This window comes from Streptomyces sp. TS71-3 (assembly GCF_018327685.1).
In the GTDB taxonomy this organism is placed as follows: Bacteria; Actinomycetota; Actinomycetes; order Streptomycetales; family Streptomycetaceae; genus Streptomyces.
Genome location: NZ_BNEL01000001.1, coordinates 548,482 through 572,039 on the forward strand (window position 1 = coordinate 548,482; position 23,558 = coordinate 572,039).

General features: G+C 73.0%; 20 protein-coding genes and 1 tRNA gene. 18 read left to right on the top strand and 3 right to left on the bottom strand.

The window, feature by feature from the left end; genetic code table 11:
- Positions 1-7: 7 nt before the first annotated feature.
- The 12 genes from Sm713_RS02375 to Sm713_RS02430 all read left to right on the top strand — a co-directional run bounded on the left by Sm713_RS02375 (position 8) and on the right by Sm713_RS02430 (position 13,098).
- Complete coding sequence (locus Sm713_RS02375; RefSeq protein ID WP_212911727.1) at positions 8-634, top strand: NADH-quinone oxidoreductase subunit B; 627 nt, start codon at positions 8-10, stop codon at positions 632-634.
- Positions 631-1,950, top strand: a complete 1,320-nt coding sequence (locus Sm713_RS02380; RefSeq protein WP_212908042.1) for an NADH-quinone oxidoreductase subunit C — start codon at positions 631-633, stop codon at positions 1,948-1,950. The genes Sm713_RS02375 and Sm713_RS02380 overlap by 4 nt, the downstream gene beginning before the upstream one ends.
- Positions 1,947-2,918 carry a complex I subunit 1 family protein gene (locus Sm713_RS02385; RefSeq protein ID WP_212908043.1) on the top strand — a complete coding sequence of 324 codons (972 nt, stop codon included), beginning with the start codon at positions 1,947-1,949 and terminating at the stop codon, positions 2,916-2,918. The genes Sm713_RS02380 and Sm713_RS02385 overlap by 4 nt, the downstream gene beginning before the upstream one ends.
- A gap of 158 nt (positions 2,919-3,076) precedes the next feature.
- Entirely contained in the window at positions 3,077-3,700 is a 624-nt protein-coding gene (locus tag Sm713_RS02390; RefSeq protein WP_249416492.1) for a 4Fe-4S binding protein, read from the top strand.
- Positions 3,697-4,458 (top strand): NADH-quinone oxidoreductase subunit J, encoded by a 762-nt coding sequence (locus Sm713_RS02395; protein ID WP_212908044.1) that lies wholly within the window; start codon positions 3,697-3,699, stop codon positions 4,456-4,458. Before Sm713_RS02390 ends, Sm713_RS02395 begins: the two co-directional genes overlap by 4 nt.
- Entirely contained in the window at positions 4,458-4,904 is a 447-nt protein-coding gene (gene nuoK / locus Sm713_RS02400) for an NADH-quinone oxidoreductase subunit NuoK (RefSeq protein ID WP_212908045.1), read from the top strand. The genes Sm713_RS02395 and nuoK overlap by 1 nt, the downstream gene beginning before the upstream one ends.
- On the top strand, positions 4,901-6,943 hold the full coding sequence (locus Sm713_RS02405; RefSeq protein ID WP_212908046.1) for an NADH-quinone oxidoreductase subunit L: 2,043 nt from the start codon (positions 4,901-4,903) through the stop codon (positions 6,941-6,943). The genes nuoK and Sm713_RS02405 overlap by 4 nt, the downstream gene beginning before the upstream one ends.
- A 6-nt stretch (positions 6,944-6,949) precedes the next feature.
- Positions 6,950-8,584, top strand: coding sequence for a NuoM family protein (locus Sm713_RS02410; protein WP_212908047.1), 1,635 nt, complete (start codon positions 6,950-6,952; stop codon positions 8,582-8,584).
- Positions 8,581-10,287 (top strand): NADH-quinone oxidoreductase subunit N, encoded by a 1,707-nt coding sequence (locus tag Sm713_RS02415; RefSeq protein ID WP_212908048.1) that lies wholly within the window; start codon positions 8,581-8,583, stop codon positions 10,285-10,287. Before Sm713_RS02410 ends, Sm713_RS02415 begins: the two co-directional genes overlap by 4 nt.
- A gap of 345 nt (positions 10,288-10,632) precedes the next feature.
- Positions 10,633-11,496, top strand: coding sequence for a zinc metalloprotease HtpX (htpX, locus tag Sm713_RS02420; RefSeq protein ID WP_212908049.1), 864 nt, complete (start codon positions 10,633-10,635; stop codon positions 11,494-11,496).
- Positions 11,493-11,894: a YccF domain-containing protein gene (locus Sm713_RS02425; RefSeq protein ID WP_212908050.1), complete on the top strand. Its 402-nt coding sequence runs from the start codon at positions 11,493-11,495 to the stop codon at positions 11,892-11,894. Before htpX ends, Sm713_RS02425 begins: the two co-directional genes overlap by 4 nt.
- Before the next feature lie 934 nt (positions 11,895-12,828).
- Positions 12,829-13,098, top strand: a complete 270-nt coding sequence (locus tag Sm713_RS02430; protein ID WP_212908051.1) for a GlsB/YeaQ/YmgE family stress response membrane protein — start codon at positions 12,829-12,831, stop codon at positions 13,096-13,098.
- 483 nt (positions 13,099-13,581) lie between these two features.
- Here the strand turns inward: Sm713_RS02430 and Sm713_RS02435 are convergent, their stop codons facing one another.
- The gene (locus Sm713_RS02435; protein ID WP_212908052.1) at positions 13,582-14,070 is read right to left on the bottom strand and encodes a YajQ family cyclic di-GMP-binding protein; all 489 of its coding nucleotides are present in this window, start codon (positions 14,068-14,070) and stop codon (positions 13,582-13,584) included.
- Positions 14,071-14,274: 204 nt separating this feature from the next.
- On the opposite strand from Sm713_RS02435, the gene Sm713_RS02440 reads away from it, so the two are divergent.
- From Sm713_RS02440 to Sm713_RS41130, 6 genes are all read left to right on the top strand, one after another.
- Positions 14,275-14,356, top strand: a tRNA-Tyr gene (locus Sm713_RS02440).
- Between the two features lie 740 nt (positions 14,357-15,096).
- Complete coding sequence (locus Sm713_RS02445) at positions 15,097-15,411, top strand: circadian clock KaiB family protein (RefSeq protein WP_212908053.1); 315 nt, start codon at positions 15,097-15,099, stop codon at positions 15,409-15,411.
- Positions 15,404-16,909, top strand: a complete 1,506-nt coding sequence (gene kaiC, locus Sm713_RS02450; protein ID WP_212908054.1) for a circadian clock protein KaiC — start codon at positions 15,404-15,406, stop codon at positions 16,907-16,909. The genes Sm713_RS02445 and kaiC overlap by 8 nt, the downstream gene beginning before the upstream one ends.
- Positions 16,910-16,926: 17 nt before the next feature.
- Positions 16,927-17,973: a SpoIIE family protein phosphatase gene (locus Sm713_RS02455; protein WP_212908055.1), complete on the top strand. Its 1,047-nt coding sequence runs from the start codon at positions 16,927-16,929 to the stop codon at positions 17,971-17,973.
- Positions 17,974-18,057: 84 nt separating this feature from the next.
- A complete protein-coding gene (locus tag Sm713_RS02460) occupies positions 18,058-18,600 on the top strand; it encodes a hypothetical protein (RefSeq protein WP_249416041.1) in 543 nt (180 codons plus the stop codon).
- Positions 18,597-21,038: a tetratricopeptide repeat protein gene (locus Sm713_RS41130; protein WP_212908056.1), complete on the top strand. Its 2,442-nt coding sequence runs from the start codon at positions 18,597-18,599 to the stop codon at positions 21,036-21,038. Before Sm713_RS02460 ends, Sm713_RS41130 begins: the two co-directional genes overlap by 4 nt.
- An 86-nt stretch (positions 21,039-21,124) precedes the next feature.
- Here the strand turns inward: Sm713_RS41130 and Sm713_RS02470 are convergent, their stop codons facing one another.
- Together Sm713_RS02470 and Sm713_RS02475 are read right to left on the bottom strand one after the other, a co-directional pair.
- Positions 21,125-21,781, bottom strand: coding sequence for an SDR family oxidoreductase (locus tag Sm713_RS02470; protein WP_212908057.1), 657 nt, complete (start codon positions 21,779-21,781; stop codon positions 21,125-21,127).
- Positions 21,782-21,998: 217 nt separating this feature from the next.
- The gene (locus Sm713_RS02475; RefSeq protein ID WP_212908058.1) at positions 21,999-23,519 is read right to left on the bottom strand and encodes a hydrolase; all 1,521 of its coding nucleotides are present in this window, start codon (positions 23,517-23,519) and stop codon (positions 21,999-22,001) included.
- Positions 23,520-23,558: the final 39 nt, after the last annotated feature.

Genomic DNA, 23,558 nt, shown 5'->3' on the forward strand with positions numbered 1-23,558 from the left:
CGTCTCCCTGCCCGACCCGGTGCGCCTGCCCGTGGAGCCCGGCGGTCGGATCGGCGCGCTCGCCCGTCTGGCCCCCGAGCCCATGAAGGTGGTCCTCAACTGGGGCCGCCGCTACAGCCTCTGGGTCTTCAACTTCGGGCTGGCGTGCTGCGCCATCGAGTTCATCGCCGCCTCCATGGCCCGGCACGACTTCATCCGGCTCGGCGTCATCCCCTTCGCTCCGGGGCCGCGCCAGGCCGACCTGATGGTGGTCTCCGGCACGGTCACCGACAAGATGGCCCCCGCCGTCAAGCGGCTGTACGAGCAGATGCCCGAGCCCAAGTACGTGATCTCCTTCGGGGCCTGCTCCAACTGCGGCGGGCCCTACTGGGACTCGTACTGCGTCACCAAGGGCGTCGACCAGATCATCCCCGTTGACGTCTACGTGCCGGGCTGCCCGCCCCGGCCAGAGGCGCTGCTCCAGGGGATCATCAAGCTCCAGGAGAAGATCGCACGCGAGTCGCTGGGGGAGCGGTACGGCCGCGGTGCGGGCGGTGCCGGTGCCCCCGCGGCCCGGCCGTCGGCCGCCGAGCTGCAGAGCGGCCTCACGAAGCCGCCGCCGGGGCCCGGTGCGCCCGGAGAGGGCACGCCGTGACCGGCTGGCTGACCGCCCCCGTCGCCGAGCTCTTCGGAGCCGACGCCACGGCGGAGGAGGCGTACGAACTGCTCACCGTGGACGTGCCGCCGTCCTCCTGGACCGCGGCCCTGCGGACGGCGCACTCCGTGCTCGGCTGCACGTTCTTCGACTGGCTCAGCGCCGTCGACGAGCCCGAGGCCGGCTTCCGGGTGGCGGCGCATGTCGTGGCGCTGGCCCCGGTGCGCCGGCTGCTGCTGCGCACCACGGTGCCGCACGAGGCGCCGGCGCTGGCATCCGCCGTCGACGTGTACGCGGGCGCGGCCTGGCACGAGCGCGAGACCCACGAGATGTTCGGCATCGGCTTCGAGGGCCATCCCCATCTGGTGCCGCTGCTGCTCCCCGACGGTTTCGAGGGGCACCCGCTGCGCAAGGACTTCGTGCTGGCGGCGCGCGTGGTGAAGGCCTGGCCGGGCGCCAAGGAGCCCGGCGAGTCCGGACACGGCGGCCCGCGGCGCCGCCAGATGCTGCCGCCCGGCGTCCCGGACCCGAACGAGTGGGGCCCGCAGAAGGGCACGCTGCCCGCCGCTCCCGCCCGCCCCGCGCGCGGGGCCGCGCGGACCGCCGGCGACCGCCCGGCACGCGGCACGGCGGGGGCCACGGACGAGACGGCCGCCCCGGGCGCCACCGGTGCCGCCGGGCGCCCGGCCCGCGGCGGTACCCGCCCCCGACGCGCGCGTAGCGCCTCCGAAGGCTCCGCCTCGCAACGCACCGGCGAGGACACCGCCCCGAACCGCCCCTCCGGCGACGCCCCCTGGCACCAGGCCCGTCCCACGTCCGACGAGCCTCCGGGGACACCGGACGGGGCCGGCACGGCGGAGGCGGAGGGTGGCACGGCGCCGGGGGGCGGCACGGGCGGTGGCGCCGCGGCGCCGGGTGGTGCCGGCATGGACGAGGGGACCAGGTCCTCCGAAGCCACCGACGCCGGCGAGGGCGCGAAGTCCTCCGGGAGCACGGGCACGGACGAGGGCACCGCGTCCCCCGAAACCACCGGCACGGACGGGAGCACCGGCACGGACGGGAGCACCGGTACGGACGAGGGCACCCTGCCCTCCGAAATCACCGGCACGGGGCAGAGCAGCGCGTCCCCGGAAACCACCGGTACGGACGAAGGCACCACGCCCCCCGAAACCACGGGCACAGGCGAGATCGCGACGCTCCCCGAAACCACGGGCACAGGCGAGAACGCGACGCTCCCCGAACCCCCCGCAGACGACGACACCCCGGCCCCGGGCCGCACGGAGAACGGCGAGGCCCCCCGAGGAGGCACCGAGTGAACGGCGTGCTCGACGTCGTCCTGCGACTCCTCGTCGTCTTCGTCGTCTTCCTCGCACTCCCTCTCGTGGTCGGCCAGACCGAGCACAAGGTGATGGCCCACATGCAGGGCCGCCTGGGCCCGATGTACGCGGGCGGTTTCCACGGCTGGGCGCAGCTCGTCGCCGACGGCGTGAAGTTCGCGCAGAAGGAGGACGTCGTCCCCGCGGACGCCGACCGGCGCGTCTTCCAGCTCGCTCCCGCCGTCGCCCTCCTGCCGTATCTGCTGGTGCTGATAGCCGTCCCCGTCGGGCCCGGAGAGGGCGCCGTGGGGGTGGTCGTCGACGCGGGGATCTTCTTCGTGCTCGCCGTCATGGGCGTCGGGGTCCTCGGGTCGCTGATGGCGGGGTGGGCCTCCGCCAACAAGTTCTCCCTGCTGGGCGGCCTGCGCACGGCCGCCCAACTGCTCGCCTACGAGCTGCCGATGCTGCTGGCTGCCGCCTCGGTGGCCATGGCGGCCGGGACCCTGTCGCTGCCGGGCATCCTCGACGCGTTCGCCTGGTGGTGGGTGCCCTGGCAGATCGTCGGCGCGGTGGTCTTCTTCGTCTCCGGGCTCGCCGAGCTCCAGCGTCCGCCCTTCGACATGCCCGTCGCCGACTCGGAGATCATCTTCGGCGCGTACACCGAGTACACGGGGCTCAGGTTCGCCCTCTTCCTGCTCGCCGAGTACGCCGGGATCGTCGTCCTGTGCGGTCTGACCACCGTCCTCTTCCTCGGCGGCTGGCACGGCCCCTGGGGCGGCGACGGACTCGGCTGGGTGTGGACCCTGCTGAAGACCGCCGTCCTCGCTTTCCTTGTGATCTGGCTGCGCGTCAGCTACCCCCGGCTGCGCGAGGACCAGCTCCAGAAGCTCTCCTGGACCGTGCTGGTCCCGCTCGCCCTCGCCCAGATCGCCCTCACCGGAGTCGTCAAGGTGGTGATCCAGCAATGACGGAGCCGTCACGGTCCCCCGGGTCCGACCCGTCCGAGCAGTCCGACCCCTCCGCGGGGTCCGGCCCCTCCGCGGGGCCCGGCCGTTCCGGCCGGCCCGCCCGGTCCCGTATCCCGGGCTCCGGCCTCGCCAAGGGACTCGCCGTCACTCTGCGCACGATGACGCGGAAGACGGTCACCGAGCAGTACCCGGACGTGCTGCCCGCCCTTCCGCCCCGGACCCGCGGTGTGATCGGGCTCTTCGAGGAGAACTGCACCGTCTGCATGCTGTGCGCCCGCGAGTGCCCGGACTGGTGCATCTACATCGACTCCCACAAGGAGACCGTCCCGCCCGCCGCTCCGGGCGGGCGCGAGCGCAGCCGGAACGTCCTCGACCGGTTCGCCATCGACTTCGCCCTGTGCATGTACTGCGGCATCTGCATCGAGGCGTGCCCCTTCGACGCGCTCTTCTGGTCGCCCGAGTTCGAGTACGCGGAGACCGACATCCGCGAACTCACCCACGAGCGCGACAAGCTGCGCGACTGGATGTGGACCGTCCCGGCGCCGCCCGCCCTCGACCCGGCGGCTGAGGAGCCCAAGGAACTCGCCGCCGCCCGCAAGACCGCTGACCGGCTCGCCGCCGAGTCCGGTCCGGGCGCCGGCGGCCCCGCGGCCGAGGCCGGTCCCAGCGGCTCCCGTGGATCCACGGCCGAGGCCGGCCCCGGCGGCTCCGGTGGATCCCCTGCCGAGGGCCACGGAGGCCGGCGCACGCCCCCCGAGGAGCCCCCGGAGGGAGCCACGTGAGCCTCGCAGCCCAGACCCACGGGTTCCTCTCGCCGACGGGCGCCGAGGTCGCGTTCGTCCTCGTCGGCCTGGTGACCCTCGGGGCGGCGATCGTCACCGTCACCACCAAGCAGATAGTCCACGCCGCCCTGTGGCTGGTGGCGGCCCTGGGCGGCATCGCCGTGGAGTACCTGCTGCTCACGGCCGAGTTCATCGCCTGGGTGCAGGTCCTCATCTACGTCGGCTCGGTCGTCGTCCTCCTGCTCTTCGGGCTGATGCTCACCAAGGCCCCCATAGGGCGCTCCCCGGACGCGGATTCGGGCAACCGCTGGGCCGCGCTCGTGGTCGCCGCCGCCTCGGCCGCCGTCCTGGTGTGGGTCGTCGCGGACGCCTTCCGGACGACGTGGATCGACCTGGACGGACCGGCCGCCGGCTCCACCGCCGTCACCGGAGCGAGCCTCTTCCGGCACTGGGTACTGCCCTTCGAGGCACTCTCGGTGCTGCTGCTCGCGGCCCTCGTCGGCGCCATCGCCCTCTCCCGCAGGACGCCCTCCGAGGCCGCCCCGCGAGGTGCACTCCCCGGCCCCAACCCGGCCGCCCCGGGAAGCCACTCGTCGACAACGCCTTCGCCGGCAACGCCTTCGCCGGCAACGCCGTCGTCGCCAACGCCCTCGTCAAAGATGCCCGCGTCGCAAACGCCCTCGCAGGGCACGGCCCCGTCGGACGTGGCTCGGTCGAGCACGGCTCCGCCGGCCGCACCCCGGGAAGGCGGCCGCTGATGCACCTCGTCTTCCCCGCCACGCTGTCCGTCCTCCTCTTCTCCGTGGGCGTGTACGGAGTGCTGGCCCGCCGCAACGCGATCCTCGTGCTGATGGCCGTCGAGCTGATGCTCAACGCCGTCAACCTCAATCTGGTCGCCTTCGACGTCTGGCTGCGCGACCGGCTGCACTCCGGGCAGGCGCTGACCCTCTTCACCATCGCCATCGCCGCCGCTGAGATCGGCATCGGCCTGGCGATCGTCCTGATGGTCCACCGCGGGCGCGGCACGTCGGACGTGGACCGGCTCCGCGACACCGCCGAGCCCGGCCCCGACGACGACGAAGGCGCCGCCGCAACGCGGGACGGCGACGACGCCGCGGCGCCGGACGACGGCGACGACGAGGACGACGCCGCGGTGCCGGCGGCACCGGCACGGACGGCACACAGGACTGAGGCCACCGCGTGACCACGACCACTCTCGCCGTACTCGTCCCCCTCCTGCCGTTCCTGGGCGCCGTGACCGGGCTGCTGATCGGCCGGGTCGCGCCGGGCTACGTACGCCCGGTGGCGGTGCTGCCCACGCTGATCTCGACGGTGTTCGCCGTGCTGGTGGCCGCACGCCAGGGCGGCGGGCACCCCCTCGACGCCGCCACCCGGCTCACCCCGACCGGCTCGGTGCCCATCGACCTCGCCCTGCACCTCGACGGCTTCGCCGTGCTCGTGGCCGTGCTGGTCGGCCTCGTCGCCACCTGCGTGCAGATCTACTCGACCGGCTATCTGCGCGACGACCCGCGCTACTCCTCGTACGCCGCCCTGGTCTCCCTGTTCACCTCCGCGATGCTGCTCGTCGTCTACTCGGGCGACCTGATGGTGCTGCTGGTCGGCTGGGAGGTCATGGGCATCTGCTCGTACTTCCTGGTGGGCCACTACTGGGAGACGCCCGAGGCACGCGCCGCCTCCCTGAAGGCGTTCCTGGTCACCAAGCTCGGCGACGTCCCCTTCCTGATCGGGCTGTTCGCGCTCGCCGCGGACGCCGGGTCCTTCCGCATCACGACCGTCCTGGACACCGTCGCCCGCGGCGGGCTCGGCCACCCCACGCTGATCGCGCTGCTGCTGCTCGCCGGAGTCGCGGGCAAGTCCGCGCAGTTCCCGCTGCACACCTGGCTGCCCGACGCGATGGCGGGCCCCACGCCCGTCTCCGCGCTGATCCACGCCGCGACGATGGTCGCCGCCGGTGTCTACTTCGTCGCGCGCCTCCTCCCCGTCTTCGCCGCCTCCGCGGCCGCGCTCGTCGTGCTGGCCGTGCTGGCCGCCGTGACCATGACCGGCTCCGCGCTGGCCGCGCTGGCACAGGACGACATCAAGCGCGTCCTCGCCTACTCGACCGTCGGCCAGCTCGGCTACATGACCGGCGCCCTCGCCGTCGGCGACCGGGCCGCCGCCGTCTTCCACCTCCTCGCGCACGGCGCCTTCAAGGCGCTGCTGTTCCTCGCAGCGGGCGTCGTCATACACGCCGCCGGCACCAACTCGCTCGCCGCCATGTCCCGGATGCGGAACCTGCGCGAGCGCGTCCCCGACGCCTACTGGACGATGACGGTGGCGCTGCTGGCACTCGCCGCCATCCCGCCGTTCAGCGGCTTCTTCTCCAAGGAGGCGGTGCTCGGTGCCGCCGAGCACGCCGCCACCGGCCAGGCCGGCCCCATCGGCGCGCACGACGCGGGCCTGCCGAGCGGGCCCGGCATCGGGAGCGTGCCCGGTGCGGCCGGGTGGATCGTGCTCGTCGCCGGCATGATCACCGCTCTGCTCACGGCCGCCTACGCCACCCGGCTCTGGCTGCTGGCGTTCCGCGGGCGCACCGGCGACGCCCCCGACCACGACAGCCAGCCCGCGACCATGAACGCCGTACTCTGGGTGCTCGCGATCCCCTCCCTCGCCTTCGGCCTCGCCACCGGTGTGCTGCCCGACTGGCTCGGCGGAGCCGACCTCACCCCCGCCCTCACCACCTCCGTCCTCGGCACCGGCCTCTCCCTGGCCGGCGGCCTCGTCGCCTACGGCGCCTGGCGGCACACCACCGCCCTGGCCGCCCGCGTCCCGCTCGGGGCCGTCGCCGCCGAACGCGACGCCGACGCCGGCTGGGTCGAGGCCGAGGCCATCGCCGCGCACACACCGATCTACGGGGGCGTCGCCGCCGCGGACGACCCCGCCGACCCCGGCCGGCTGCTGCTCGGCCCGCTGCACCGGCACGCCGCCGCCGGCTTCCACCTCGACGGCGCCTACGCGGCGCTCCTCGTCGCCCCTGTGCGGGCCGCGGCCCGGCTGGTCCGCTTCCTGGACCGCGAGGTCGTCGAGACGTACGTACGCGGCGCCGGCGCGCTGCCGCGGCTGCTGGGCACGGCCGTGCGCCGCGCGCAGACGGGGAACGTGCAGACCTACCTGAGCGCCCTGCTCGCCGGTTCCGCCGTGCTGGCCATCGCCGTCGTCCTCGTCGCCACCACGGGAGCGTGAGCAGCCGTGATCGATATCAGCTCGTCCGTGATGCAGGCCCTGCTTGTTCTGATCGTCGCCGGACCGCTTCTGGGTGCTGCGACCGCCCTGCTGCCACCGCCGCCCGGGCTGAAGGGCAGGTCACCCGAGCAGGCCGTGCTGCGGCACGGCGTCACCGTCACCGGGGCCGTGCTCATCGCGGCGATCGTCCTCGCGCTCGGCTTCGACCGCGACCACCCCTCGACGATCCAGGCCAGCACGGACGTGAGCTGGATCCCGGCGCTGGACATCCACTTCCACATCGGCGTCGACGGCATCTCCCTCCCCCTCCTGCTCCTCACCGCGCTGCTGACCTTCCTCTGCGCCCTGCACAGCTACGCCCGCCCGCCCGAGGGCCCGTCAGCCCCGTCCGCCCCTTCTCCTCGGAGCTTCGTCGCGCTGCTGCTCCTGCTGGAAACCGGCACGCTCGCCAGCTTCGCCGTCCTCGACCTGCTGCTCTTCTTCCTGGCCTTCGAGACGGTGCTCGTCCCGATGTACTTCCTCATCGGCCGGTGGGGCGGCGAGGGACGGCAGGCGGCCGCCCTGAAGTTCGTCCTCTACACGCTCCTCGGGTCCGTCGTGATGCTGCTGGGCCTGCTGCTGGTCGGGCTTCGCGCCCACACCTTCGACATGGTGGCACTCGCCACTGACAACGGCCGGGGGCTGAGCGCGTCCGTGCAGGTCATCGCCGTTCTGGCGATCGGTCTCGGGCTGGCCGTGAAGGCGCCGATGTGGCCGCTGCACAGCTGGCTGCCCGACGCGCACACGGCCGCGCCCACCGTCGGCTCGGTGCTGCTCGCCGGTGTCCTGCTGAAAATGGGCACGTACGGGTTCGTGCGGATCGTCCTGCCGATCGCGCCGCACGGGATGCACACCTTCGCGCCCTACCTCGCGGCCTTCGGCGTCGCGGGCATCGTCTACGGGTCGCTGGCCTGCCTGGCCCTGGCCCGCGCCGGCGCGAAGGGCGACCTCAAGCGGCTCATCGCGTACTCGTCCGTCGGCCACATGGGCTTCGTCCTGCTCGGCATCGCGACCATGACGCCGACCGGGCTCAACGGCGCGCTGTTCGCGAACGTCGCCCACGGCCTCATCACCGGCCTGCTGTTCTTCCTGGTCGGGGCCGTGAAGGACCGCACGGGCAGCACCGACCTCGACACCCTGGCCGAGGACTCCGGCGCCGCGCTCTACGGCAGGGCCCCGCGGCTCGGCGGTCTTGTCGCGTTCGGCGCGGTCGCCTCGCTGGGACTGCCGGGCCTCGCCGGGTTCTGGGGCGAGATGCTGGCCATGTTCGGCGCGTTCCGGCCCGCCGACGGCCTCAGCCGCCCCGCGTACCTCACCTTCATGGCCCTGGCCGGGCTCGGCACCCTGCTCACAGCCGCCTACCTGCTCGTCGTCGTGCGCCGCGTCTGCATGGGCCCCGGCCGCCTTGAGGGCACCGGTGCCGGAACGGCCGGCGGCGGGCCCGCCCCGGTGCTCGCCGAGCTGCCCGACGTGCGGGGGCACGAGTTCGCCGCCTGGACGCCGCTGGTCGCCCTCACCGTCCTCGCCGGACTCTGGCCCGCCGCCCTCCTGGGCCTGACGAACCCGGCCGTGCAGCAGCTCCTCGCAGGAGGCCCCAAGTGACCGAGTCCGCCGCGGGAGTCGTGCAGTCCATCGACTGGCAGGCCATCGCGCCTCCCACCATCGCCGCGCTGGTGGGCCTGGTGGTGCTTGTCGCCGACCTCTTCACCGACGAGGGCCGCAAGCACGTCCTCGGCTGGGTCTCCGTCGCGGGCCTCGCCCTGGCGGGGCTCTCCCTGCTGCCGCTGCGGGCCGGGCACCGGTCCGCCTTCTGCCGCGGTGGCCACCCCGCGGCGTGCAGTTACACCGCGGACCACTTCACGCTGGTCGTCCAGTTCCTCGTGCTGGGCGGCGCACTGCTGGCCGCGCTGCTGTCGGTGAGCACGCTCCGGGACGCCGGGGCGGGACGCGATGGCGCCGACGGCTCGGCAGCCGCCAAGGGGACCCCTACGGCGGGCAGGCGGGAGGCCGCCATCCCCGACGGCGAGTACTGGTTCCTGCTGCTGTCCTCCGCGGCGGGCGCCGCCCTGCTGCCCGCCGCCCGGGACCTGGCCACCCTGGTGGTCGCCCTGGAGGTCGCGTCCCTGCCCGCCTTCGCCCTCGTGGGCCTCAGGCGCGGCGAGCGCACCTCGGCCGAGGCGGCCCTGAAGTTCTTCCTGTCGTCCGTGACCGCCACCGCCGTGACGCTCATGGGGGCGAGCTTCGTGTACGCGGCGACCGGCAGCCTCTACCTGACGGAGATCGCCACCCGGCTCCCCGGCGTCGACGGCCGGCTGCACACCCTCGCCGCCACCGGCGTCGCGCTCACCCTCGTCGGCTTCGCCTTCAAGACGGCCGCCGTGCCCTTTCACTTCTGGGTGCCCGACACGTACGTGGGCGCCCCGCTGCCGATCGCCGCCTACCTCTCCGTCGCCGGCAAGGCGGTCGGCTTCTCCGGGCTCATCCTGGTCACCGTCGAGGCGTTCCCGTCCTACGCCGACGTGTGGGGCCCCGCGCTCGCCGTCCTCGCCGCGCTCACCATGACCGCCGGCAACGCCGCAGCGCTTCGGCAGCGGCCCACGCGCGCGTACAGCGCGGTCCGGCTGCTCGCCTGGTCGTCGGTCGGGCAGGCGGGCTACCTGCTCGTGCCCATCGCGGCGGCCGGTTACGGCGACGACCCCGAGCGGGCCGTCGGCTCCACCGTCGCGTACGCCCTGATGTACGCGGCGGTGAACCTGGGGGCGTTCGCCGTGGCCGCGCTCGTCGCCCGGAGCAGTCCCCTCAACCGGCTCGCCGACTACCGCGGCCTGCACGCACGGCGACCGCTGACCGCCCTCCTGCTGGCCTTCTTCCTGCTCTGCCTCGCCGGGCTGCCACCCGGCGTGATCGGCCTCTTCGCGAAGGTCACCGTCTTCTCGTCGGCGGTCGACGCCGGCCTCGGCTGGCTCGCGGCGATCATGGCCGTGAACGTCGTGATGGCGCTCTACTACTACCTCCAATGGACGGCGCTGCTCTTCCGGTCTCCGCAGCCACGGGAGGAGGCCAGAGGGGTCGCCAGGGAGGTCGGCCGGGGGGACGCCGGCACTCTGAGTGACGTTACCGGCGATGACGGCACAGGGGGCGACGGCACCGGGAGTGGCCGTACCGGGAGTGACGGCACCGCCACCGCACCCGCCGCCGTGCCGGCGCCGCTCGCCGCGGCGCTCGCCCTCGCGGCGGTCCTGGCGGTGGTGCTCTCCGGGGCGCCGCAGCTGGTGCTGCGGTTCTCGGCGATGGGGCTCTTCTGAGGGTCCGTCCCACGGCGTCCGCGCGGGGGCCGCTGCGGCCGTCGCGGTGACTGCCGCGGCGGGTGTCCCAGCGCCTGTTCCAGTGCGTGTTCCGGTGCCCGTTCCAGTGCCCGTTCCAGCGCCGGTTTCAGTGCGTGTCCCAGCGACCGTTCCGTGGCTGTCCCAGTGGCAGGCGATAGCGACGGCCTCGTGACGGATGCGCCGGTCAGCCGGACATCCGCGCCCCGCGACCCCCGGTATCAGGGAACTAGAACCACACGCCTGGCGTTCATTCGTACAGAGGGTCCACCGGACCGTGGCACCAGTAGGCAGAGGTCCCTGCAGCACCACACAGGAGGGCGCACCGTGCACCGCCGGCACAACGGGCTCAAGACCGCTGTACTCCTCGGGGGACTGTCCGCACTCATCGTCTTGATCGGCAGTTTCTTCGGGCAGACGGGGCTCATCGTCGCGCTCCTCGTAGCGCTCGGCACCAACGCGTACGCGTACTGGAACAGCGACAAGATGGCCCTGCGCGCCATGCGCGCGCGCCCGGTCAGCGAGTTCGAGGCGCCCGGCCTCTACCGCATGGTCCGCGACCTCTCCACCCAGGCCCGCCAGCCCATGCCCCGGCTCTACATCTCCCCGACCGAGGCCCCGAACGCGTTCGCCACCGGCCGCAATCCCCGGAACGCCGCCGTGTGCTGCACCGACGGAATCCTCCGCATCCTGGACGAGCGCGAGCTGCGCGGCGTCATCGGGCACGAGCTGAGCCATGTCTACAACCGCGACATCCTCATCTCCTCCGTGGCCGGCGCCCTCGCGTCCGTCATCATCTTCCTGGTGAACTTCGCCTGGCTGATCCCCATCGGCCGCGACGAGAACGACGAAGGCCCTGGCATCCTCGGCTACCTGCTGATCATGCTCCTGGGCCCGCTGGCCGCCTCGGTCATCCAGCTCGCCATCAGCCGCTCCCGGGAGTACGAGGCCGACGCCTCCGGTGCCCAGCTCACCGGTGATCCTCTTGCACTCGCCAGCGCATTGCGCAAGCTGGAGGCGGGTACCCGTCAGCTCCCGCTGCCGCCCGAGCCGCGGCTGGAGACGGCGAGCCACATGATGATTGCGAATCCTTTCCGTCCCGGGCAGGGCATGGCCAGGATGTTCTCGACCCATCCGCCCATGTCGGAGCGCATCGCCCGGCTAGAGCAGATGGCAGGTCGCTACCAGTGAAGACACTCCTCAACATCATCTGGCTGATCCTGAGCGGTCTCTGGCTGTTCCTGGGCTACTTCGTCGCCGGGCTGCTCCTCTGCCTCACCATCATCGGCATCCCGTTCGGCATCGCCGCGTTCCGTATCGGGATCTACGCCCTGTGGCCCTTCGGCTACACCACGATCGAGCGCAACGACGCCGGAGCCCCCTCGCTCGTCGGCAACGCCCTGTGGCTGATCCTGGCCGGCTGGTGGATAGCCCTGGGGCACATCGTCACCGGTGTCGCCCTGTGCCTCACCGTCATCGGCATCCCGCTCGGCGTCGCCAACTTCAAGCTGATCCCCGTCGCGCTGCTGCCCCTCGGCCGTGAAATCGTCCGCACCGACCGGCCGTTCGAGGCGGATCGCCGCTGGTAGCGGACCATGCGTCCCCCGGTGTGCGCCCTTGTGGCGTACGACGCCGGGTGATCCCCGCACGCCCCGGCTTCCCGGAGGGCGTGCGGAGGAGGACGGAGGGCAACCATCCCGCTTACCCCGCCCCCGCTCCGAAGCACCCCGTGAGCAGGCCGCTGAGGGACCCGGAACCGAGCCCTTGCGGGTGCCCTGCGGGGACGCACTGGATCTCTGCGCCGATCCGCTGCCGCCGTTCACCGTCATCTGGCATCTGGCACCACCGCTCCGCGGTCGCCCGCGCCTGCCTGGGCGTAGCCCCGCAGACCGAGTGCCCGCCCACGTTCAACGGACTGCGCGCCCGGTGCGGAAGCGCGGCGTGGAGACGGTGATCGCCTCCTGAGTAGAGGTTCCCTCGCTCAGTGGGTTCGCCACTCAGAGGTTCCCCCGCCCGTTTCCCGGCGCGCACGAGCCCCGTCGTCATCGTTGTCATGCCCCCCAGTGCCGGACGGTGGCCGGACACGCAACCGGTGACGTTCTGCGAGCGTCCTCCCTGGCGACGTCACTCGAACGCCATATGTTCGCGATCTCCGGGCATACGATCACCCGGGCGTACGATCGCCCGGTCGTCACCCGTCCGGGCGCCCGCCGTCCGGACGAACGGCAGTCCGGATGAATCGCAGTCTGGACGAGCCACGATCCGGATGAACCACCATCCGGACGAACCACAGTCCGGATGAACACGGCCCGTGGCTGACGGCGCACGGGCGCCGGCCGTCCCCGGGCCGTGCCGCCACCGCACAGCATCTCACCGACTCCGTCCCCACAGACCCGCCCCGTCCCCGCCCCGCCGCCTCCCCCCCCGTCGTCCCGGCCTTCCACGACACCCCAATCCACCTCCGCTACCCGACCGCCGCGGCGCGCAGTGCCACGGTGACACGCACGAAAGGCAGAACCCTGCATGGGTTACATCAGCTGGATAATCCTCGGACTCCTCGCCGGCGGCATAGCCAAGTTCCTGCTGCCGGGCCGCGACCCGGGCGGCCTGATCGGCACGACGGTCATCGGCATCATCGGCGCCTTCCTCGGCGGCTGGATCTCCACCCAATTCCTGGACCACCCGGTCACCAAGGACTTCTTCGACGGCGCGACATGGCTGTCGGCGATCGGCGGCTCGCTCGTCCTGCTGATCCTCTACCGCATCTTCTTCGGGAACTCGCGCAACAGGTGAGGGGGACGGCGGCGGGGATGAGGGGGCCGGGGCGGCCCCAGCCAGCACCCGGTCCGGTGTCCGTGCCGTTCGGCCCGGTCCGCGGGCTGCCGGGGAACGGTGAGTCAGGAACGTTCCCTCGATGGTGGGACGGGCTCGCGGTGCCGACGGGTCACGGTGGCGATGGCCAAGGTGGCGTGGTCACCGCTCCAGACCTCTGCGGCCCGGCCCGGCCGAATCGGGCCAGGCTGCAGAGGCCTGCACGGTCCGACTCCGAGGGCCCCGACCGCGGCGGCGGGCCGCCGGAAGCCGCGACGGTGACGCGTGGGCCGAGGGCCTCGACCTCGCGCGGTATACGAGGCCGTAGCACGCGGGGCGCCCGGCAGAGGCGTTGTGCACACGTCGTCGTGCATACGTCGTCGTGCGGAGGTCGTCGTGCGGAGGTCGTCGTGCGCTGAGCGGGCCGGACGGACCGCCGCGCCGGCGGCGGCGTACCGGCCCCGGTCAGCGGTAGTTCACGAACTGCAGGGCGAAGTCGAAGTCCTCTCCCTTGAGCAGGGCGATCACGGCCTGGAGGTCGTCGCGGCTCTTCGAGCTGACCCGCAACTCGTCGCCCTGGACCTGGGCCTTGACGCCCTTGGGCCCCTGATCACGGATGATCTTCGCGACCTTCTTGGCGTTGTCCTGGGAGATGCCCTCCTCGATGGAGGCGAAGATCTTGTACTCCTTGCCGGAGATCTGGGCCTCGCCCGCATCGAGCGACTTGAGGGAGATACCGCGCTTGACCAGCTTGGACTGGAACACGTCGAGGATCGCCTTCACCCGCTCCTCGGAGTTCGCCTGCATCAGGATCTTCTCGCCGGACCAGGCGATCGAGGCCCCGACGTTCTTGAAGTCGTAGCGCTGCGAGATCTCCTTCGCGGCCTGGTTGAGGGCGTTGTCGACCTCCTGCCGCTCGACCTTCGAGACGATGTCGAAACTGGAGTCGGCCATGTCCTGTGGCTCCTTGTATCCGGGTACATAGGTCACGGCCTCCCGTCACCGGTGGCCGCACCGACCCAGCCTAGTCACCCTGGGTGCGCCCGGGGCCGACCACGGGCGGCGATCAATCCGGTGGCGAAGCACCCTCGTCGATCAGGTATCGTTTACGTCGTTGCGCCGGGGTCCGCCCAGAGCAGGCCACGGAGCAGCTTCCCTGGCGGTGTGCCCGAGCGGCCAAAGGGAGCAGACTGTAAATCTGCCGGCTCAGCCTTCCCAGGTTCGAATCCTGGCGCCGCCACACTGAAGGAAACGCCCCCTGACTGCGGAAACGCAGTCAGGGGGCGTTTTTCGGCTGGTCCGTTGGTTTCCGCTGGCGACCGTGATCGTCCTTCCGATGTGGTACGAGAGTGGCACGCAGGTTTCGGGGCTTGCCGGGGATGCGCTGTATGCCTGGAACGTTGATTGCCGTTTGGTGACGCCTGCCTTGCAGGGCCAGCCAGGACATGTCGAGGGCGGGTTGAGGGTGCCGGCCTCCAGCGTTCAGGTGCTGCGGTGAATGCGGTGAATGCGGTCCCGGACGATCAGGCACGCCGTCGCAGAGGACGCGGAGAGCCCTACATCGCTGATGCAGCCATCGCCGATGCAGCCATCGCTGATGCAGCGGTCCAGGCGCCTACCGGGGGAGTACGCCCTGATCATCCCTGCCTACTCGCACGGCCGTCTCCTGCTCGCACCCGGTGGGAGGCCGTGCGACGGTGTGAGGGCGGAGCAGCCCCCGGTCGGCGGCACGGACCGCCCGCGTCGGTGTGAGAGGACTGCCCCGGTGCTGGGACGGCCCGGGAGGCGTTCACGCGTCTTCGGTAGCGGTTGCGCTGCGTGTCTCTGCGGTGAAGCGCCCCGGGTGTTTCCCGAGCAGGGTGAGGCAGGTGCCTGGATGGACGTCACGGAGTGGCGGGGCGGCGGAGGCCGCGTCGCGGGTGGTGAGGACCGGGCAGGAGCGCCTTCGCATGCCGTGCCACCGGGAAAGGCGGACGGGAGATGACGGACTTCGCGTTCCGCCTGTACGTGGCCGGGCAGTCGGAACGGTCCAGCGCTGCCGAGGCGAATCTGCGGGCGCTGGCCGGGGAGCGGCTGCCGGGAGGCTATGAGCTGGAGGTGGTGGACGTGGTGGCCCGGCCGGGGCTGGCGGAGGAGCAGCGGATCCTGGTCACGCCGACCGTCGTCAGGCTCCTGCCTCTGCCGCAGCTGCGGGTGATCGGGGACTTGTCCGACCCGCCGAGGGTCGCGAACGCGCTGGGTCTACCGGGTGAGCCGCGGGAGGTCCGCAGGGAGAAGGAGGCCGGCGGTGACTGAGACAGACTCGATCGAGCGGGTTCCCACCGGGATCAACGGGTTCGACCAGGTGGCGATCGGCGGGCTGCCGGCGTGCAGGCCCACGCTGGTCACCGGCACGACCGGCAGCGGTAAGACGATCTTCGCCGGGGAGTTCCTCGCCCGCGGGATCGCGAAGTTCGGCCAGCCGGGGGTGTTCGTCACCTTCGAGGAGCCGCCGGAGGCGATCCGCCGCAACTTCGCCTCGCTGGGCTTTCCCATCGAGCGGTGGGAGGCCGAGGGGAAGTGGGCGTTCGTGGACGCCGCCGAGAGCAAGGAGGAGGAAGCCGCCGTCATCGGGGCCTACGATTTCGGCGCGCTGACGTCCCGCATCGACCACGCGGTCCGCCGGATCGGCGCGTCAAGGGTGGCGCTGGACTCGGTGGGGGCCGTGTTCGCACGGTTCACCGACACCGGGATCGTCCGCAGGGAGAGCCACAGGCTCGCTTCCACACTGAACTCGCTGGGGGTCACCTCGATCATCACGGCCGAGCGGAACAGCGAGTACGACGGCGTCTCCCGATACCACGTGGAGGAGTTCGTCGTCGACAACGTGATCGTCCTGCGCAACGTGCTGATCCAGGAGCGCCGGCGCCGTACCGTCGAGATCGTCAAGTTCCGCGGTGCCCCGCACCGTACCGGGGAGTGGCTGTTCACCATCGACCCGAGCGAAGGGTTCGTCGTCATCCCGCTCGCCTTCCTCGGCATGCCGTCCGCGCCCGCCTCCAGCACCCGCGTGACCTCCGGCAACGCGGAACTGGACCGGATGTGTGGCGGCGGGTTCTACCGGGACGCCGTCGTCCTGCTGTCCGGGCCCTCCGGGTCCGGCAAGACGCTGACCGGTCTGAGGTTCCTGGAGGCCGGTGTCGCGGCGGGGGAGCAGTGCCTGGGGTTCACCTTCGACGAGACCCGCGAGCAGATGAGGCGCAACGCCCTCGGCTGGGGAATCGACCTGGACGGCCTGGAGGAACGCGGCCTGCTGCACGTCGTGTGCGACTACCCGGAAGTGGCCTCCCTGGAGGACTACTTCATCCGGATCAGGCGGGCGGTGATGGATTTCCGGCCCGAGCGCCTGGTCATCGACACCCTGTCCGCGCTGGAACGCATCGCCACCCCGAGGGCGCTCCTCGACCTGGTGATCGCGCTGGGTGCGGTCGTCCGCGAGCGCCGCATCACCACGCTGTTCACCTCCGCTCCCATCAGCCGCTACTCACCCGTGCAGACACCGTCGATCGCGCGCGAGCTGGCCAGCCTCACCGACGTCACCATCGCGCTGCGGTACGTCCAGCGGGCCGGGATGATCCAGCGCACCGTGGCCGTCGTGCAGAACCGCGGCTCCGCCCACGACGAGGCCGTGCGCCAGGTCACCATCACCTCGGAGGGCATGCACATCGGCGCCCCGGTCGCCAGCCTCGACGAAGTGGAGGCCGCCGGCCTGGACGCGCCACCGTGGCCGGGCGTCATCGACGATGGCATCTGAGCGCCGCCCCCCGTGACATGAGCGACTCCGGAGCCGGGCCCCGCGGACTTGGCGGCGACCTCGTCGACGCGGTCATCTCCGCGTCCGCCGACGGGATCCTCGCCGTGGACGACCAGGGGGTTGTCCGGCTGTGCAATCCAGCCGCGACGGAGCTCTTCGGCCGCCCCGCCCGGGACCTGCTGGGCGCCCCGTTCGGCTTCCCGGTCGTGGCCGGCCAGTCGACGGACGTGGAGCTGACGCAGCCCGGGGGTGGCGTCCGAGTCGTCGAGATGCGCGTCAGCGAGACCACCGCGGACGGCGATTCGCTGCGTGTCGTCACGCTGCGGGACGTCACCGTCCAATGGCTAGCCTTCCAGCGCCTGCTGCTGCCGACGCTGCCGGATCTGGCCCCTTTCCAGGCGGCCGTCGTCTACCGTCCAGCCGCCGAGAAGCTGGGCGGGGACTGGTACGACGCCCTCCCGCTGTCCGGCGGAGCCGTCGGCGCCGTGATCGGTGACGTCGCCGGGCACAGCCTGCAAGCCGCCGCTGCGATGGCCCAGATCCGCAACATGCTGCGCGCCCTGCTCTACGACCGGCCCGCCGCGCCCGGCTCCGTGCTGGCCACGGTCGACCGGACGCTGCACGCGATCAACGGGAGTCCCCTCACCACCGCATGCGTGGCCTCCATCGAGCCGAGCGGCGACGGCTGGCGGCTGCTGTGGAGCAGCGCGGGCCACCTCCCGCCGCTGCTGCTCACCCCCGCCGGTACGGCCGAGTACCTGAACACCGAGCCCGGCCTGCCGCTCGGCGTCGATCCCGACCAGCCCCGCTTCGACACCACCCGCGCACTGCCCCAGGGCGCCACGGTGGTCTTCTTCACCGATGGACTGGTCGAGCGGCCCGGCGAGTCGATCGACGTGGGCATGGCCTCCCTCGCGGCTACCGCTGCCCGCAGCGTCCGATCGGCGCTGGACGAGCTGTGCCAGACCCTCGCCGACCAGCACCTGGGCGACGGCCACGACGACATCGCCATCCTCGCCCTGCGCATACCCGCCCGGCCTCACGACGGAAGCCTTCCTCAATGATCCTCCGCGGGCGTTCCGCTGCACGCGGACAGGCGGTTCCATACGCTGGGGGAATCGCTTGGGGCGGTGTGCGGAGGGGCGGGGATGAGTACGGAGATCGTGCAGCTGGTGGAGCAGGCGGGGCCCTACGTGACTGCTGCGCTGGGCTCGTACGGGGGCGCTGTCCTGGTGCGGGCGCAGGACGCCGCGGTCGACGGGACGGCCAACGTGGGCCGTCGGGTGCTGCGTGCCGTGTGGCAGCGGCTCGGCGGGCGGGACCGGGACGCGTTGGAGCAGGCCGTGCAGGACGCGGCCGACGATCCGCAGGACGCCGACGCGGGCGGAGCGCTGCGCCAGCAGATCAAGCGCGCCCTGCGCGAGGACGCCGAGTTGATGAGGGAGCTGGCCGCGCTGCTGCCGGCCGTCCCGGCGGGGAGCGTGACGATCACCGCCTCCGGGGAGCGATCGATCGCCGCCCAGACCATCGGCACCGCCATCACCGGCGACCACGGCACCGCAGCCAACGCCCCTGAGGCAGGCGGCACCGCAGCCAACGCCCCCATGGCCGGTGGCACCCCAGCCAACGCCCCCGTGACCGATCGCACCCCAGCTGACGGCACCCCAGCAGACGGCCCCGAAGCCAAGTGACCGACCCCCGCTCGCACCCCGCACCCCCGCCGTCCCCCCACGCCTCCGGCCCCCGCTCCATCGCCGCCCAGACCATCGGCACCGCCGTCACCGGCGACCATGCGCACGTGACCGTGCTGAGCGCGGACGAGAGGCAGTCGGCGCGTGAGGTCGGCGCGCCGCCGGGGGCCGGGTACCTGCCGGCGCCGGCGGTGGGCGTGGTCGGGCGGGCACGGGAGCGGGAGGAGTTGCGGGCGGCGCTGGCCGGGCAGGGCGAGGTGGCCGTCACCCAGGCGCGGGCCGTGCACGGGCTCGGCGGGATCGGCAAGAGCACCCTTGCGCTGCACTACGCGCACCACTACCGCCGTTCCTACAGCCTTGTGTGGTGGATCACGGCCACGTCCCCCGAGCAGATCGCGGCCGGGTTCGCCGATCTGGCCGGCTACCTGCACCCGAACTGGGCCGGTACCGTCCAGCCCGCCCAGCGTGCCGCCTGGGCCGTCCTGTGGCTGCAATGGCACCCAGGCTGGCTGCTGGTCTTCGACAACGTCGAAGAACCCGAACACCTCCGCCCCCATCTCGGCACGCTGCCCGGCGGGCACCACCTGGTCACCAGCCGCAAGGCCACCGGCTGGCACGACATCGCCCCCACCCTGCCCCTCGGCGTCCTGGACCCCGAGGCGGGCACCGAGCTGCTCTGCACCCTCGCCCTGGGCGGCCGGGCACCGACCGACCGGCAGCGCGCGGACGCCCGCGCCCTGGCGCACGACCTGGGCCACCTGCCGCTCGCCCTGAAACAGGCCGCCGCCTACGTGCACCAGACCGGCACCGACTTCGCCGCCTACCGCGACGACCTCGGCCTCATGCTGGACGAAGCCGTCGACGGCATCGATCCGCGGCGCACCATCGCCCGCATCTGGGACCTGACCCTCGCCGCCATCAGCCGGCGCAGCGAACTCGCCGTGACCGTCCTGCACACCCTGGCCTGGCTCGCCCCCGACCACTGCCCCCGGACGCTGCTCGCGCCCCTCGCCGACCGCCCCACCGACCTCGACAAGGCCCTGGGCGTCCTGCACGCCTACAACATGGTCTCCTTCACCGGCGGCACCGTGAGCGTCCACCGCCTGGTCCAGGCCGTCCTGCGCGCCCGCGCCCGATCCGGCCACATGACCGGTTCGCCCGAGCCGGCCGAGCCGGCCGTATCCGTGTCACCGGTCGAGCCAGCCGCACCTACGGCACCGGCCGTAGCGACAGCGCCGACCGCACCATCCGCACCGACCGCACCGGCCGGAAGCCGCAGAGCCCCGGCAGGCCGGAAGGAAGCCGAGCGGTTGCTGCTGCGCGCGGTCCGGCCAGGGGGGCCCGGCACCGGGCTGGACACCGACCGCTGCGAGCAGTTGATGTCCCACATCCTCGCGCTGGCCGCCACCACACCGCCGGGCCACGACTGCGCTGACTGCGCGACGCTGTACCTGGAGACGGCCGACCATCTGCATCGGCTGGGTCAGCAGGCCAGGGCCGTTCCGCTGTGCGAGGCCGCCCTCGCCTACCGCGAACGGGTGCTGGGTGACACGCATCCGGACACGTTGGCCACCCGTAACAATCTGGCCGGTGCCTACCGGGCGGCGGGGGATCCGGAACGGGCCGTCCGGCTGTACGAGGTCACCCTGGCGCAGCGCCAGCGGATTCTCGGTGACACCCATCCGAGGACGTTGACCAGCCGGAACAACCTCGCGCAGGCGTACCGGGCAGCCGGCGATCCGGAACGGGCCGTCCCGCTGTTCGAGACCACTCTGGCCCAGCGTGAACGGGTCCTGGGCGACGTCCATCCTGACACGTTGGTCAGTCGCAACAACCTGGCCGGTGCCTACCGGGCGGCGGGGGATCTGGAGCGGGCCCTCGCGCTGTTCGAGGCCACCCTCGCGCACCGCGAACGGATTCTCGGCGACGTCCATCCTGACACGTTGATCAGCCGCAACAACCTCGCCGGCACCTACCTGCGGGCCGGGGATCTGGAACGGGCCATCCCGCTGTTCCAGGCCACCCTGGCCCAGCGTGTGGAGGTCCTGGGCGACGCCCACCCGAGCACCCTGACCAGCCGCAACAACCTCGCCTGCGCGTACGAGTCGGCGGGGGATCTGGAACGGGCCATCCCGCTGTTCGAGGCCACGCTCGCCCAGCGCCTGGAGGTCCTGGGCGACACCCACCCGGACACCGCGGCCAGCCGCGACAACCTCGCCACCGCATACCGGGCCCGGGACCGGGCCCACCACGCCTCCCGAGGCCCGCTGGACGACCACGATCACGCCGACGATGCCGAGGGTGCCCAGGCCACCGAGGCCGCCGCCGCCACCGGCAACGGCGCCGCCGACAACCACGCCGCCGACAACGACCCTCACGCCGCCGCCGACCACGCGCCCCACGCCGCCCCCGACAACGCCGCCTCCGACAACCGCTGAGGCGGGGTCGGACGTTCACCGGCGGGAAACAGCCGCCACCGGCCGGAATCAGCCGCCGGCCACGGAACCGACCCCCCTCGTCAGGATCAGTTTCCGGCCACCGACTTGACCGCCACCGACACCGGCGTGGAGCCGCCGATCAGGTCCAGGGTGAGGCCCGCCGTCGCGGCCGAGTCGCCCAGTTCGGCCAGGACCGCGGCGACGTCGTCCCGGGGGATGCTGCCGCGGCCGGTACTCGCCTCCAGGCGCACCAGGCCGGTGCCGCGGTCATTGGTGAGCCTGCCGGGGCGCAGGATCGTCCAGTCCAGGCCTGAACGGCCCCGGATGGCCTCCTCGGCCTTGCCCTTGGCGCGCAGGTACGCGTCGATGACCTCGTCCCCGGCGTGGTTCGGGTCGGCCCTCTGGGAGGACACCAGGAGGAACCGCCGGGCACCCGCCCGTTCGGCCGCGTCCGCGAACAGCACTGCCGCGGCACGGTCCACGGTCTCCTTGCGCTCCACCCCGCTGCCCGGTCCGGCGCCCGCCGCGAAGACCGCCGTGTCGGCGCCCTGGAGGTGGCGCGCGACCTCGTCGACCCCGGCCGACTCCAGATCGCACACCGCGGGCTCGGCGCCGGCCGCCAGCAGGTCCTCCGCCTGCGCGGCGTTGCGGATCAGCCCCATGACCTCGTCACCGCGCGCGGAGAGCAACTTCTCCAGCCGCAACGCGATCTGACCGTGTCCACCAGCGATGACAGTACGCATGGTTCCGACCGTACGCCGTTCGGGGCGAGTTCGCCCCACGGCACACTCCGGCGGCCGGGGGAGTGGCCCGAGGCTCCCCACCCGGGCCGGCCCACGTCCAGAGCAGCCGCCCGTCCAGAGCATAGCCGCCCGGAGCAGCCGCCCTGCCCTGCTCGGAGCCTCCCGTCCAGAGCAGCAGCCCCCCACACCAAAGCATCCCCACCCAGAGCAGCCGCCCCTACGCCCCGCCCCACTCCAACCCCCGCGGCCCCCCGCCCTGCCGGGGCAGGCCCAGGGCGATGCTGGCGGCCGAGTCGCAGTACTCGCGTACCGCGCTGGTGCGGGAGACGACTCGGCCCCGATGCACGACTACGCGGCTGTACGCGAGGGACAGGACGCCCGCGAGCCGGCGGCCCCGTACCGCCAGGAGCTCCGCGGGGAAGCCCGCCTCGACGCGGACCTCGGGCAGCCCGAGGGCCGTGCGCGCCATGCGGCTCACCGCCTCGTACGCGTCCGCGGGGGGCAGGCCGTGCCGGGAGGCCAGCAGGTAGGCGGCCTCCAGCGGGTCGCCGCGGCCGACCGGGTTCGTCGTGTCGCGCAGTGCCCCGCTGCCCGCCGCGACCCGCACGCCGGCGGCGCGCAGCAGCCGCACCGGCGCCGTGCCGGAGCGCACCACGCCCCCGGAAAGCTCCGGCACGCCGTCCGGGGGCAGCGCACCGAGGCGCGGCGGCGCACCCTGCGCGTGCGGCACGCCCAGGTCGCCCGGCGCGCCGGCGTCCCCGGGGGAACCGGAACCCGCCGCGGCGTCGGGGCCGGCCGGCATACCGAGGTCGCCAGGCATGCCGTAGCCGGCAGCCACGCCGTAGCCGGCGGACGTCCCGTAGCCGGCCGGCATGCCGTAACCGGAGATCCCGCAGCCGCCCTGCGGGAGGCACACCACCGTCACCCCCGCCGCCGCGAGCCGTTCCGCGGCCTGGCCGGCGACCCTCACCGGCAGCCGGGCGAGCCCGCCGCAGGGGCCCACCACCACCCCGGGCCGCAGCCCGCCGACCGCCGCTGCCAGGCGGGCGAGCCGGGCCGGATCGTCACCGTCCGTGTGCAGATCCACCGCGCAGCCGTGCTCCGCGGCGATCTCCAGGACGGCTTCCACGTAGCCGGCGGGGTCGGGGTCCGCGTCCGGGCAGCCGCCCACCACCGAGGCGCCCATCTTGACCGCGTCACGCAGCAGCGCCAGCCCCTCCGCGCCGGCCGCCCCGGTCAGCAGCCTCGGCACCGCCACCACGGAGAGGTCGGCGAGCCCGCGCAGCGCGCGCCCCGCCTCCAGCACCGCTTCCAGCGCCTGAAGGCCGTGCACCTCGCCGATCCGCACGTGCGAACGCAGCGCCGTGGCGCCGTGCCCGAGCTGGAGCAACGCGGCCTCCGTGGTGCGCCGCTGCACTTCCTCCGCCTCGTAGCCGACCGGTCCGTCCGTGTCCGCCGACAGGGCGGTGTCGCTGTGCGCGTGCGGCTCCGCGGGGGCGGGCAGCAGCAGGTAGCCGTCCAGGTCCACCAGCGTGGTGCCCGGCGGCGCGCCGAGGCTGCCCACCGTGCCCACCGCCTCGATGCGCGTGCCCGCGAGGCGTACGTCCACCCTGCGGCCGTCGGCCAGCCGGGCGCCGCTGAGCAGCAGGCCACGGGACTCAGCCGCGGGCCGGCCCCATCCGCCCGGGTACCCGCCCCGGCCTTCGGGCGGGGGCCACTGCGGCTGGCTGTCGGGCATCGGGCTCCTGGCGTCCGGGGGAGTACGCCGAGCCTAGGT

Excerpts from the sequence above, each read along its gene's own strand:
- Sm713_RS02390 (WP_249416492.1), top strand. The coding sequence starts at position 3,077 with ATGACGCGGAAGACGGTCACCGAGCAGTACCCGGACGTGCTGCCCGCC.
- nuoK (WP_212908045.1), top strand. The coding sequence starts at position 4,458 with ATGCACCTCGTCTTCCCCGCCACGCTGTCCGTCCTCCTCTTCTCCGTG.
- Sm713_RS02430 (WP_212908051.1), top strand. The coding sequence starts at position 12,829 with ATGGGTTACATCAGCTGGATAATCCTCGGACTCCTCGCCGGCGGCATA.
- Sm713_RS02435 (WP_212908052.1), bottom strand. The coding sequence starts at position 14,070 with ATGGCCGACTCCAGTTTCGACATCGTCTCGAAGGTCGAGCGGCAGGAG.
- Sm713_RS02445 (WP_212908053.1), top strand. The coding sequence starts at position 15,097 with ATGACGGACTTCGCGTTCCGCCTGTACGTGGCCGGGCAGTCGGAACGG.
- Sm713_RS02455 (WP_212908055.1), top strand. The coding sequence starts at position 16,927 with ATGAGCGACTCCGGAGCCGGGCCCCGCGGACTTGGCGGCGACCTCGTC.
- Sm713_RS02460 (WP_249416041.1), top strand. The coding sequence starts at position 18,058 with ATGAGTACGGAGATCGTGCAGCTGGTGGAGCAGGCGGGGCCCTACGTG.
- Sm713_RS02470 (WP_212908057.1), bottom strand. The coding sequence starts at position 21,781 with ATGCGTACTGTCATCGCTGGTGGACACGGTCAGATCGCGTTGCGGCTG.
- Sm713_RS02475 (WP_212908058.1), bottom strand. The coding sequence starts at position 23,519 with ATGCCCGACAGCCAGCCGCAGTGGCCCCCGCCCGAAGGCCGGGGCGGG.